A 12,707-nucleotide genomic window follows, 5' to 3' on the forward strand; every position below is an offset into this window, starting at 1 on the left:
CTTGAGCACTGTACCTGATGAGGTACAGTGATTATGGGATATCAGCTTAGACTACCTGTATAAAGAGGTAGAAAACCATGTCAGATATCGAAGATCTTCAGAAAATTACCAGTATGTTTTCCAGTCTGTACCAGTATCAGAAGGATAAGCTCCTGTCTGATCTGGAGAATTGTGCCATCCTGAATAAGACTTCTCAGAGTTACTGCATCAAGGTATGCCCTAAGTGCGGTTCTGAGACTCCGAACTGGACCAGAGGAGGCAGAGCCAACTCTGGAAAGCAGATGCTTCTATGTCATTCCTGCAATCACAGAACTGTGGTCGACTATGGACAGCTTACCTACTATTCCCAGCAGGATCGTTCCAAATGGGATCAGCTGATCAAGGATACTCTTCAGCAGGTTCCGATTCATACGACCGCTCAGAATCTTGGCATCAGTACCTATACTGTCTGGAGAATGCGGATGAAGTTCTTGCACGCTCTGGAATCTATTGCCAGCGAAACTGTGGTTTCAAACGAGATAGAGATGGACGAGAAGTATATTCTGAACAGCCATAAGGGCGAGAAACGAGAAGATGTTAAGCCGCGCCACAGAGGAGAGAAAGCCTCAAAGCGTGGCCTTTCCGATGAACAGGTATGCCTCGTCACTGCAGTCCAGAGAGAAGGAGACGCAGTACTGAGAGCTACCAACATGGCTACTCCGAAAGCAGAGGACATTGCTAAGATTGGTCCGAACTTCGCAGAGCATAGCTTTGTCTGGATTGATGGCAAGACTGCCTATCAGAAAGTCCTTGCTTGGAAGAACTGCGAATTCCGAGTTCTCGGTGATCACAAGTCCTATACTTCCATCGACCACCTGAACAATGTTAACTCCTTCCATTCCAAGATTGATGAATGGAACCGTGGGTACAGAGGAGTGGCAACGAAGTACATCAATAGATATGCTGCACTGCTGGTAATGGTAAGAAAGTATGCAGGAATGCATGCCGATGAGGTACTGCTGAAGGTCAAAACAGTGCTCAACGGCGTTTCAGACTTCTTCAGGATCTGCGATATGAAGGCTACTGACCTATTTGCCTATTAGGCTAGATCACCAACCTGCAAATTAAGCCAAAATCTTCTGTCCTAAAGGAACGATGTCACCGGAACCGATACACTTTTTTAAATAACTCTTAAACTGGAATTTATCATTCATCAATTTAACATAAGGTAAGCGCCTAATACAGGGTGAACTTATTTCATAAGAGCAGGACAATATAATGAGCGCGAAGGCGACCGGACTTTAAAGAACCCAGTGCTGGGTCAGTAAAGCTCGATCGCCTTTTGATGGCGAATCTGATTTACGCAGATGGCTGTATCAATTTCTTCTTTCCATCCACAACCCGGACCTTCGGAGGCTTGTCTGGACCGGTTCCCATGTAATCAACGATCTCTCGCTTCTTACCGGCTTCATATTCATGATAGGAATCGCTCCAGGGCATCAGTTCTTTCAGAAACGATTCTGTAATGCGGGCAGATCTGTTTCTGTCCATCATGCGATCGATCAGATACTGAAAGTAGATTCTCGGATTGGCATGGTTTGCCTTTGCCGTTTCTGCCAGGGATTCGATGATCGCATTATCTTCTGCTCCGGTGATGGAATAGCTGAATAGAGAGTTCATCCTGAGCTGGCAGATACTTCTGACACTTCGTTCGGAAAATTATGTTAATGTAGGTATAAGCTGCCTTATGCCCAGCTTCTATTTATCATTAGTTTCCTTGCAGAAGCCCAGTTTTACTGATTTTTATAAGAAAAATGTAGGCATAATCTTTCTTAGCGCAGTCCGAAATTCCTGGCAATTTCCTCTTCATCTTTCAAGTCCCAGATTGGCTCCTGCTCCATTTCGTAACCACAGAAGCTATGATCCATTGCCTTCTTCATCATCTCTACAGAGGGCTTTGCGTAGATTTTCGTGGTTTCTAAGGCTGAATGGCCAAGCAATCGTGAAATCAATTCAAGATCGACACCGTTTTGATACAGTTCTGTTGCACGGGTTCTGCGAAACATATGAGGATGGACTCTTTGAGGAAGATCAGGATGCTCCGGTCTGATCTTCTCTGCATACTTTTTGATGAATCGCTGTACATTCTGAGGAGACATCCGGTTGACTCTCCGGTGAATGACAGTATAGAACAGCAGGTCTGTAGGTGGTGAACCCTCATTATGGTAATGCTGGTAATACCGATTTAGGTGATTAACCGTCTTATCTGTAATAGGAACAATGCGTTCTTTATCTCCCTTGCCGTGAATCCGGATATATGGATCTTTTCGGGATAGGTTCACATCGCTTTTTCTCAGATCGAGAAGTTCACTCAGACGAATTGCGCTGTCATACAGAATTACCATGATCGTGGTATCCCGGATCAGAATTTTCCTGGAATTCCCTGGAGCAGCGAGTAAAGCGGCCATGCATTCGCTGCTGATCACGTCGCGGACGACTTCACTTTCCCGAAGAAACGGGAGATGCGATACTGCCAGCGCAACAGGCAGGACCTTGACGTCACAGTCTGAGGCATACCATAGATATGCATGCAATGCTGACAGCCTATGGTTGCAGGTTGTTTTGGCATAGCCGCGGTTCTGCAGATATTCCATGTAGTCCAGAACAAGCTCGTTAGTACAGTCGCTGAATGTAAAAGTAAGCATAGATTTCTTTTTCTCATTAGTGATAAAGCGCCGGAAAGAAGTGAGACCGTCGCGATAGGATTCAATCGTATTTTCACTTCGCCTTAGCTGCTGTGCCTCATACTTATCCAGGAAGTCACGCGTTTTCGAGAAGAATAGTGTACTGAAATCTTTCTTATTCATCAGTAATTACCTCCGGAATTACAGCAGAAGAAACCTTGTCCTTGCTACGGATTATCTTGATTGAGTCTTCAACAGCGTGATAGTAATAGTGCGTGTTTAGAACGCCGGCATGTCCCAGGTAATTGCTGAGAAATGGCATCATTGCATTTAAATCGACGCCCTGTTCCATCCACAGATTCATGCGCTTAGTCACGAAATAATGCCGAAAACTATGAACGGTAGGCTTTTTATCGCAGAGCTTGGAAGCTGCAGTCTGAGTCCAGATCTCATTGAACTTGCGGCATACTGAATGTTTTATGATGTGTTTGCTGGTATCTTTACTAGGATAGAACCAATCCGACTGAATCCCTTGTTCTGATGTCATCCAGAGCCAGTAGGATTGACAGAGCTCGGTCAGGTCATCCGCCATGTAGACAAGACGGTCTTTGTCTCCCTTTGAATGAATGATCGTGATAATTCCTTTTTCAAGATCTATGTTGCTGCGGCGCAATTCACATGCTTCGGAATTGCGAAGACCACAGCAGCAGATCATCCTGAACATGACGCGATACTCAGAATACATGCGGATGTGATCAGGATCATTATTTCTGCATCTTCCACCATCAAGAACACTGAAGAATTCCTGAATATCGCTGTCACTCATCAGGTATTGCATTACCTTAGGAAGATGGCAGATGTGATGAGGGATATAACATTCCGTTTCAAGGATGTTCATATAGATCGAAAAGGCCCGGAATATTGTCTCGCGTTTGTGCCTGCCGGATTTGCCTTCAGCAGAAGATGCTCCTTTTTCAATCCATGCTTCAAAGAGCTGCCTCGTGATGACTGGCTCGCTGATGTGATGTTCAACACAGAATCCATCGAAGCGTTTCAGGTAATAATCACAATCGTCATATGAATAGCCCTGTGCTCTTTTCTGTGTAATAAATTCATTGATATACGGCGCAAAGACACTGGCGCATTGATAGTGCTTATCCATAAAATGCACCTTCTTTTGGCCAGAAAATTCCAAGCTGGTTCAGCGAAATGGCACATTGTCTGGTACGCTGCTCATCGAGGTGCAGGTATTTGAATACAGTATCTTCTGAACGATGTCCCAGAGAATCTGAAATAACTGCAGCTTTTGTTTGGCCTCTCAGAAGAGCAGTCGCAAATGTCCTTCGTGTGATATGAAAACCTTTGTTTTCACCAATGAATCGTTCCAGTGCTTTCTGACAAACGCAGCGGCCGACCTTATCGTAAGGACTTCTGAAAGGAATAAAGAGATTCTCACTGCTGCTTTGTGGTCTTATCTGCAGATATCTGTAGATTGCATTGCCTACATGTACCGGCATGGGGAGCACTGCAGAGACTCCAGTCTTCATCTGAGTAAAACTGATTTGCTGTTTTTTCCAATCGATATCTGCTATCTTCAGCGACACGATGTCCGAAGACCGTATACCCATTCCAAGTCCAAGACATGAAATCGCATAATCCCGGCGTTCCATAGGAGTGAAGGCTTCCTGATCGACTTTCCAGAAATTCTCAACTGCTTCTTCTGGGAGAGTATCAATAATTCTGGTTTTCGGGGCATGAATGGAAGAAATCGCAGTATGCAGCCACTGGTTGCTGATGATGCCTTTATCTTCGAGATAGCAGATGAAGTTTCTGATTCGGCTGTTATAAGCAGCTTTCCCTTCTGCGGTTTCATGTTTATCCTGTGCATTGAAGCCAATTAGGATCTCTGGCGTAAGCTGATCAAACCCGGTTATTCCAACTTTATCGAAATATAGACAAAATCTGCTGATTGAACTCCGATACATCTCAATGGTAGATTGGGCACGGTTTTCTCTCTGTAGAACGGCTAGAAAGTCTTCCCATTCGACTCTGCACCATGCAGGTATGGTATCAATCATCTTTACTGGCTTAGGTGAAGTAGTCTGGCACGGAATGATCTCGCCGGTATCCGCAAAATGAAGAAATTGATACAATGCACGCCGCATTGATTTCCAGGATTTTCCAGACAATGGTTTTGCGTGTTCAAACCAGAGTTCCGCAATTTCTTTAGTGAGGGCAAGATCGTTTTTCTCTAGAAAAATCAACAGCAGAACTACGCTGCGATAATAATAATTGTATACAGATTTTGAGTACCGATTCTTCTTGAGCGCACTTTGAAAAGAAGAGGCAGTTTCCCAGAGAGAATGGTCAGCAGGGCGCATGGAATCCGCTGGAATGAAATATGTGTCCAATACAATCTGATTACGCGTGAGAATAGTCATTGCTTCTGCGTGCCCGTGCAGGCATTTACCGCGCTCAGCGAAGAAATCCAGCATCATACGTGCGGCACTTTCCTTTGACGCACGTGTGCACCTGGATTTGGAATTATTCTGACTCTGGTATAGGAGAATTAAATCAAATGTAACCTGGCGGATAGTCGTCACACCATGATTCTGCAGGAAAAGAATAAAATCCGAACATTTTCCCTGAAGAGATTTTACGTATGACGCACGTTTTCCTTCAGAAAGACAATGCGAAACAAACTCGTCTACTTCCTGTTTCAATACAGAAGTAAGCTGATCATACGGGCAGATCTGGAAACCGACATGCTGATCACGGATGCTGCCAGTTTCATAGACATCTATCAGCTGAACAAGGGCATGCTTAAGCTGCCGCTGTTTTGATGGTATTAATTCCCCGCTGTGTTCTTCAAAGCAAGCATTCAGTGCCTCTGGTGTGCATGAGGCACCAGAGGATATCAGCCATTCCTTAATCCTCTTATAGCTGTTCTGATGCTCATAGATTGCAGTGCTGCCATAGTGATTCGATGTAAGGAACTGCATCACTGTGTTTACGCACTCGTCGTACTTCTTCATAATGGTGTACCTCCTTCTATTGGTACTTTCATTATGCAGAACTGTATTATGTTATCCACATCATTGGAGCTACAGCGCAGCCATCTATGCGGAAATTAATAAATCATGGGCATAAGAAAAAGCTGGGCATAAGGAAAAACCATTGTCCAGCGGTACCTGCGGATCATCAAGAAACTCCCGCAGTCCTTCTTCGTGGTTCAGGGCATATCTGATTGCAGAGGAAAGATGCTCGCTGAAAGCAGGATCCTCTGAATCCAGGGAATGCATGTATCCGAAGAAGGCATCGACTTCCGGCTTAACCAGTTTCTGGCGTCCTTTGAGTCTTTCTCCATCTGACAGATCCTTCAGCTTGTTCTCTTCCACATAAATTCTGCGGATCAGTTCTATCGCTTTGAATTCCGGAAAGGTCTCCAGTTCTTCTTCTCTGAGCTTTGATGAATTCAGAAGACGTGCTGCACGGATGAATTCTCTGCGGCAGTGCATCCAGCATAATGTGTTGATGACAGACCCATTTCTCTCGGAGGCGTAAAGCGAATATGCCGCATAGGCATCAGAGGTGATCTTTCCTTTGAAATCATCTCCGTAGAATTCTCTGAGATGATCCGTGCTGCGGGTCAGCTCAAAGCAGAAACAGATAATCTTATTGCCGGTATAGAACTCGCTGGAAGTATGAAGCCAGTAATAGCTTGTTGACCCTGCGGACCTTCCGTCATTGATCACACGTCCGAAGGTTTCATCTGCCTGCTGGTGGTCCTGCTGTTTCAGAAGATCAGCCATGTACTGCCATACCGGGAGAAAGCACTGATCAGTGAATGTCATGATCCATACTGACATCGTTCCTCTGGTCAGCCGGAAACCTTCTGCGGCCATGTCTTTTTCCATCCGGTAGTACGGCACATACAGACAGAATCGGGAATACAGAATATCGGCAAGCAGCGATGATGAAACAATAGAACCTGGAAGAGGCTTTCCTTCATAAGGGGTATATTCAATCTCTCTGCAGCACGTTCCATGCGAAATGACAGGAACATAGACGCACTGAACATAATGACGGCTCGGAACGCATTCAACGGTCCTGTATTTCTTCCAGGAAAAGATATACCAGCTGGTTCCATACTGTTCGTTCAGCTGATCAGGATTGATCTGGTAAATGTTTCGGACCGGAAGACCGGACAGATCCTTCTCCCGCTGTCCTTTCTTCCGTATGCCATGACCTTTATGATCAGAAAACGCAGATCTTGAAGTAATAACCGGTGCTTTCGGAGATTCTTCCGCTTCTTCTGCCAGCGGATCCTCTGCGATTTCTTCTTCCTGTGCAATCTCTGACAGCTTTTCTGTTCCGCGACCGAACAGATCGTTATTCCGCATCTGAAGCTGCTCCGTGCACTTCTGAAGTAAGCCGCTCAGCCGTTCATTCTCACGCTTAAGGGTTTCTGACAATTCCTTCATTGTCTGATAATCCCGGGTCATGTTTTTCTCGGCTTCTTCATGACCGTCAAGAATCGCAAGAACTTCAAGATGAGAAGCGATGACATTCCTGAGAGCGCAATTCAGCTCCGGCTTTTTCAGTTCCGGAAGTTTCCGATTCAGCTCATTCAGCTCAGAAGAAGTCATCACCATAGCTGCAGTTCTCCGGGATTATTTCAGAAGATCACTGCTGGCTGTTCTGATCCGTTCTGCCAGACTGTCAGTCTGCTTCAGTGCATATAAAAGCCGATCATTTGTTTTCTGCAGGCTGCGCAGTTTCTCCTCGCACTCTGCCAGCTGCAGCTGCAGTTCTTTATTCTCTCTGCATTTTTCCTCATACTGCTTTTTCAGTTCTTCCTGATCTGCTGAAGCGGCAGTCACAGCAGGAACTTCTTTTGGCTTTCTCCCGCGCTTTCCAGTAGGAATAATCTCACCGGTTGCCGGATCAATCTTTCCGATCACTCTTCTTCTGGAGCGTGACTGTTTCTTCTCCGGATCCCAGTAGCTTTCCGATTCGTAAACGTAAGTGGTATCGGTGTCCTTGTGATACTGCCTGATCTGTGCCATAAGCCCTCCAAGTTACATTGCAATAATAATATATCACTTGTTATGACACGTGTCAAGAACAAAAAGTGACATTGTAGAATATAAATGTCACTTTGTCTCACTCTTATCATTATTTTCTGGAGTTCTGTTACGGTTCGGAAATGTCTCTCTGATCGTTCCCTCAATGGCGATTCCGGCCATCAGTCTCTGATACTGCTCAGGAGTGATCAGTCTGGCTTCATCACTATTCCGCGGCCACTGGAATCGGTTGCCTTTGGAAAGCCGAAGGGTATACATTCCCATTCCGATCCCTTCAAAGCAGATCCCGCGAATCCGATCGCACTGGTTTCCGCAGAAGAGATAGAGGACTCCTTTTTCGAATGGATCCAGTTCATAGTTAAGTCTCACGTAGGCTGCCAGTCCATCCATTCCGCGCCGAAGATCAACCCGGCCGCAGCAGATAATGACCCGCGAGAATCCAGTTCCGTCTTTAAGCATCTTTCAGCACCCGAAGCACCATGCGGAGCGTGCTCTCGCTTGAAGGATGATTCACTGTCACTTTACAGCCGTTCACTTCAATCTGAACCGGAGCAGATTCTGCATCAGAAATCGCAGCAGGCAATGCCGGGCTTTCCAGATATTCTGTGATATCCACAACATCACAGCTGCTCGATTCCTGCTCTCTGATCCGCTTCGCCCAATAGTAGAATCTGCGTTCCTTTATTCCGTGTTCCTTACACCAGGTTCTGGTCTTGATCTCCGGGCTGCGCCGTTTCCATTCCTCCACAAGCTTCCGCCAGTATTCTTCATTTTCCTGACGCGTCAATCCTTTCATGAAAATCACCTCCAGGTTTCTGATTGATAATCACAATCAGTCTACCCAGAGGTGCTCTTCATTTCAGTTCACCTTGTATTAGACGCTTACGTATGTCATAAGTGATGATCAGAAAGATCTCTTTTCATGGTGCGATATCATGTGCCGGAAAGCAAAGCTTCTTTCTAATGCTGCGACGTTTCGTCTGCGGCAGCACTATACGGCCTATGGCAAAGAAGAGGCTGATCTTCAACCCGCACAGCTTGAAGTAGAGGAAGAGATCCGCAGAACAATTGCCTCAACGGGAATGACGGCACCGGGAAGACAGATTGGTTATGCCTTCCTGGAAAAGCTGATGCGTGTCAACCAGAATCCCGACTTCTTTGGCGGTCTGCCTATGCAGGCGGCACAGCATGTGCTGAAAATGCGGACTGGTGACTTTGCAAGCTGGGCTGCTGCATGCAGGTCTTATCAGAAGAATCCGTCTCTGTTTACTGGGAGACCGAAGATGCCGCATTATGTCAAGGGGGATCTGACAACAGTATGCTTCACAAACCAGGACTGCCGGATGCACTATAAGGATGGAACTCCGTATCTGAAGCTACCGATGACGGATGCCGTTGTTCTGCTGGGCAGAGTACCTTCGCAAGGCAGAATGAAAGAGGTTAAAGTTGTTCCGTTTTATGAGAAGTTCCGTATTTTGGTTACGTTTGAAGAAACCGTAAATATGAGTCTCCCGCAGGGCACACATGCTGGTGCTGTTGATCTTGGAATCGATAATATCGCAGCTTTCGTAAGTAATGATGGTTCGCCATCGATTCTGTACAAGGGCGGTTATCTGAAATCCAGGAATCAGTGGTACAACAAGCAGATGGGAGCCTGCAGGAGCACTCTTATGGGAGGCCACGATCCGAAAGCCTATCGATGCCCGACAACCAAAATGATGCAGAGCCTTGGCAGAAACCGTGCGCTTCAGATGCGTGATGAACTTCATAAGGTCAGCTCTGACATCATCAGGCACTGCAGGATTCGGCATATCCGGTATCTGGTGATCGGGAGAAACAAACTCTGGAAGCAGAAAACCGACATGTCAAAGCAGTCCAACCAGAACTTTGTACAGATTCCGCTGTACAGTCTGATCCGCATGATTCGGTATAAAGCGGAACGGGCGGGCATTGTCGTCATTGAACAGGAGGAATCCTATACTTCCAAAGCGAGCTTTCTGGATAAGGACGATATTCCTGTATATGGGAAGAATGATGCCAATGTGTCCTTCAGCGGAGAACGTATCAAGCGAGGACTGTATCGTTCAAAAAACGGCACTGTCATCAATGCCGATCTGAACGGCGCAGCCAATATTCTAAGAAAGGCAATGCCCTTTGCCTTTGCAGGAATTACCGATTTCAGCTTCCTGCAGAATATCAGGGTCATGAATTTCAAGGATTTTCATGACTGCATGGCATAACAGCCAGCAGACAAGTAGTCCCGTCAAAGGGATGGCGGGTTCGTGACGACCCCTGATAGGAGGCATTCCCTGCATTGGTATTTTGTAGAAATACAAAACTTCCAGTTCAGAGAGGGCAGCACCGTCTTAAGAAGCTCCATCCATATTGTTTCTCAAATATGGGTGGAGTGAGTCACCTCAGAAGATCACCTAATTGCTGAACTTGCTGAAGAAAGGGAGGAGGAAGATGATGAATGCTGCTTTCTCCAGAAGCGTTCAAATCGGCTAATGAGAACAAGACGCTGGAAGAATGCTACTAGATCCGTAGGGGAATAATGGAAGAGCTTCTCAGATATGAGTACAACGAAGTCTTAGGCACTGAGTATCTCATTATGCCTTCTCCGGAGACGATTTATAACATGAACAACACATATCTCATGAAGATCTGTGCAATAATTGAGGGGAAGTTGGATGAAATCAATGCTGATTAAGAGCAAGAATTCTCGTTTATAAAGATTTATAATATTCATAGCAATAACTTTTGTGGAAAAAGCAAACAATCAATCGATTTGTGAATATATGTAGCTAGGGGGGAACGACAATGATATATGACTTATTTAGTGGCTTGGAATTAACTGATAAACTGCAAAAATTACCTTTTGGTAAATCAAATTGGAGTAGAATCGCTAGCATATCAACGAACTATAAAATCCCTAGAGATATCTGAGGGGGTAGAAAAAGAATTAATACGCGTGCCTTTTTCTACAGTTCTTCATTTGAAACAATTCATATTCCTAAAAGCATTTCCTTTATTGCGAAAGATGCTTTCATCGGATGCAAAGCAACGATTATTGCTCCAATTAACTCATATGCAATTGAGTTCGCAATAGGAAACAACATCCCTTATATAGTGCAGACCTAATAAATGTGAGGCGAAATTAATGAATGATTTGGAACTAATTACGGTAGAGAAGCCAGGTGTTTCATCAGTAGAAAACTTTGATGAATTGAAAAGTCAGTTGAAGCAGAATCTTACAAAGTATAAAACAATCGTATATACACCTGATAATTACAAGGAAGCAAAGAAAGATAAGACTGAGTTGACAAAGCTTAAGAGGGCAATAGATACAAAGCGTAAAGAAATCAAATCAGTCTATATGGCACCTTATCTGGAAACTGAAGCCAAGATTAAAGAATTGGTCAGTTTAATTGATGAACCGATCAGATTGATCAACGAATTTCTGATGACAGTTGATAATGCCGAAAAAGCAGAAAGACATGATCAGGTAGTTGCATATTACAGACAGCATTCAGTGAATCTGAATGAAATGGCAGATAGATTGCTGGAATCACCATGTTTCTATGAATCAAAATGGGACAATAAATCCACAGAGGTTAAAACATGGCAGGATGAAGTAAAAGCAAAAGTCATTCAATCAGAAAAAGACATTTCTTCCATTCAGGCCACCGGCGGGATGAATACTGCAGCTCTGCTTACAAGGTACTTTGAGACATTGGATATCAAAGAAGTTAAAAAGTATCAGAAGGAACTGGAAGATGCTGCTTCTATTGCTGGAAATACTGTTTTCAGGAGCGAAGAAGACGACAAGGTCGTTGGCTATAAAGTATTAAAGATTTCGGGAACAAGGAGTCAGATTACACAGATCATGGATCAGATGGAACTCCTGGGTATTGATGTGGAAGAAATCGAAGACGGAATGCCGCAGGATTTCACGGAATTGCATACTCCTGATTTTGATTCTTTTGTGGCATTTGATATTGAGCATTCCGGAACATTCGGAGCTGCTAATGGAGATGTTCCACCGGAAATTACGGAAATCGGTGCGGTCAAAGTTGTAAATGGGAAGGTTGTGGATCATTTTGATATGTTGGCAAACCCTGGTAGGAAGATCACACCACAGAATGAAAGACTGACCCATATCACAAATGAAATGGTCAAGGATAAACCTCCGGTTTCAGAAGTGATCAAGGCATTTAAAGAATACTGCGGAGATTTTGTCCTGGTAGGACATAACATCAAATCAGTTGATCTGCCGTATATCTCTGCTGCCGGCAGAAAGAATGGCATTGCATTCGAAAACGAATTCTTTGATACATATGTATATGCCAAGAAATTCAAAGAACAGGAGAGCTGGGATAATGTAAAACTTGAATATCTTGCCGGTCAGTTTGGTGTCGAAGACAATGCACATCACAGAGCCTACAATGATGCACAGGTGAATGTGGATGTATTCTTTAAACTCAAAGAGTTGGGAGAACAATCATGACAGAAGCAATGCCAGATAACATGCTCAAATATGAAAACTATAAAGAGCAGAATAAAAGACTGACCAAAGCACTACAAAATGAATTTTATCTGGAAGCCGTATTCATTGAATATGCAATCATGGAAGACAGGACGGAATCCATTCTTCGTTATGAAGGCAATACAATTAACAGCAATGGTTTTGTGTCAATTGATAGAAAGATTACCAAGATAGAGAAGATTGCTGAAAACAAGAAAGGCCTGGCAAGAAAGAATTTCACTATTGAATTTATGGAGCAGATCCGTACATGGAAGAATAAGAGAAACGGGTTGATCCATGCATTGATCAAGAAGAATACAACAACACAGGAACTGATCGATCTTGCTGAAGAGGGTAGACAGATAACGAAAGAACTCTGCCGGTTATCTACCAACTATAAACGGGCAGTCATCCGACAGGCAAAATAGTATG

12 protein-coding genes are annotated in these 12,707 nt (G+C 44.4%); 4 read left to right on the forward strand and 8 right to left on the reverse strand.

Going from position 1 to position 12,707, the window contains the following annotated elements; translation table 11 throughout:
• Positions 1-77 precede the first annotated feature (77 nt).
• On the forward strand, positions 78-1,082 hold the full coding sequence (locus C7E00_RS15120) for an IS1595 family transposase (protein WP_105304617.1): 1,005 nt from the start codon (positions 78-80) through the stop codon (positions 1,080-1,082).
• A gap of 256 nt (positions 1,083-1,338) precedes the next feature.
• Here C7E00_RS15120 and C7E00_RS15125 read toward each other — a convergent pair whose 3' ends face one another.
• The 8 genes from C7E00_RS15125 to tnpA all read right to left on the reverse strand — a co-directional run bounded on the left by C7E00_RS15125 (position 1,339) and on the right by tnpA (position 8,546).
• Positions 1,339-1,659 carry a transposase domain-containing protein gene (locus tag C7E00_RS15125; protein WP_105305122.1) on the reverse strand — a complete coding sequence of 107 codons (321 nt, stop codon included), beginning with the start codon at positions 1,657-1,659 and terminating at the stop codon, positions 1,339-1,341.
• Positions 1,660-1,811: 152 nt separating this feature from the next.
• Positions 1,812-2,846: a tyrosine-type recombinase/integrase gene (locus tag C7E00_RS15130; RefSeq protein ID WP_105303440.1), complete on the reverse strand. Its 1,035-nt coding sequence runs from the start codon at positions 2,844-2,846 to the stop codon at positions 1,812-1,814.
• Positions 2,839-3,825, reverse strand: a complete 987-nt coding sequence (locus C7E00_RS15135) for a tyrosine-type recombinase/integrase (RefSeq protein WP_105303441.1) — start codon at positions 3,823-3,825, stop codon at positions 2,839-2,841. Before C7E00_RS15135 ends, C7E00_RS15130 begins: the two co-directional genes overlap by 8 nt.
• Positions 3,818-5,698, reverse strand: a complete 1,881-nt coding sequence (locus C7E00_RS15140) for a tyrosine-type recombinase/integrase (RefSeq protein WP_105304329.1) — start codon at positions 5,696-5,698, stop codon at positions 3,818-3,820. Before C7E00_RS15140 ends, C7E00_RS15135 begins: the two co-directional genes overlap by 8 nt.
• 84 nt (positions 5,699-5,782) lie before the next feature.
• Positions 5,783-7,318, reverse strand: coding sequence for an IS66 family transposase (locus tag C7E00_RS15145; protein WP_105305120.1), 1,536 nt, complete (start codon positions 7,316-7,318; stop codon positions 5,783-5,785).
• Between the two features lie 18 nt (positions 7,319-7,336).
• Positions 7,337-7,732 (reverse strand): hypothetical protein, encoded by a 396-nt coding sequence (locus C7E00_RS15150; RefSeq protein ID WP_105305119.1) that lies wholly within the window; start codon positions 7,730-7,732, stop codon positions 7,337-7,339.
• Positions 7,733-7,819: 87 nt separating this feature from the next.
• Positions 7,820-8,209, reverse strand: coding sequence for an IS66 family insertion sequence element accessory protein TnpB (tnpB, locus tag C7E00_RS15155; protein WP_102343093.1), 390 nt, complete (start codon positions 8,207-8,209; stop codon positions 7,820-7,822).
• Positions 8,202-8,546, reverse strand: coding sequence for an IS66 family insertion sequence element accessory protein TnpA (tnpA, locus tag C7E00_RS15160; protein ID WP_105305151.1), 345 nt, complete (start codon positions 8,544-8,546; stop codon positions 8,202-8,204). Before tnpA ends, tnpB begins: the two co-directional genes overlap by 8 nt.
• Before the next feature lie 139 nt (positions 8,547-8,685).
• Between tnpA and C7E00_RS16570 the strand changes: the two genes are divergently transcribed.
• The 3 genes from C7E00_RS16570 to C7E00_RS15175 all read left to right on the forward strand — a co-directional run bounded on the left by C7E00_RS16570 (position 8,686) and on the right by C7E00_RS15175 (position 12,703).
• Positions 8,686-9,990, forward strand: a complete 1,305-nt coding sequence (locus C7E00_RS16570; protein ID WP_105305152.1) for an RNA-guided endonuclease InsQ/TnpB family protein — start codon at positions 8,686-8,688, stop codon at positions 9,988-9,990.
• A 920-nt stretch (positions 9,991-10,910) separates the two neighbouring features.
• Complete coding sequence (locus C7E00_RS15170) at positions 10,911-12,257, forward strand: DUF1351 domain-containing protein (protein WP_105305153.1); 1,347 nt, start codon at positions 10,911-10,913, stop codon at positions 12,255-12,257.
• Entirely contained in the window at positions 12,254-12,703 is a 450-nt protein-coding gene (locus C7E00_RS15175) for a hypothetical protein (RefSeq protein ID WP_105305154.1), read from the forward strand. The genes C7E00_RS15170 and C7E00_RS15175 overlap by 4 nt, the downstream gene beginning before the upstream one ends.
• Positions 12,704-12,707: the final 4 nt, after the last annotated feature.

The organism is Anaerolactibacter massiliensis (assembly GCF_900290205.1).
GTDB classification, from domain to species: Bacteria; Bacillota_I; Bacilli_A; order Erysipelotrichales; family Erysipelotrichaceae; genus Bulleidia; species Bulleidia intestinalis.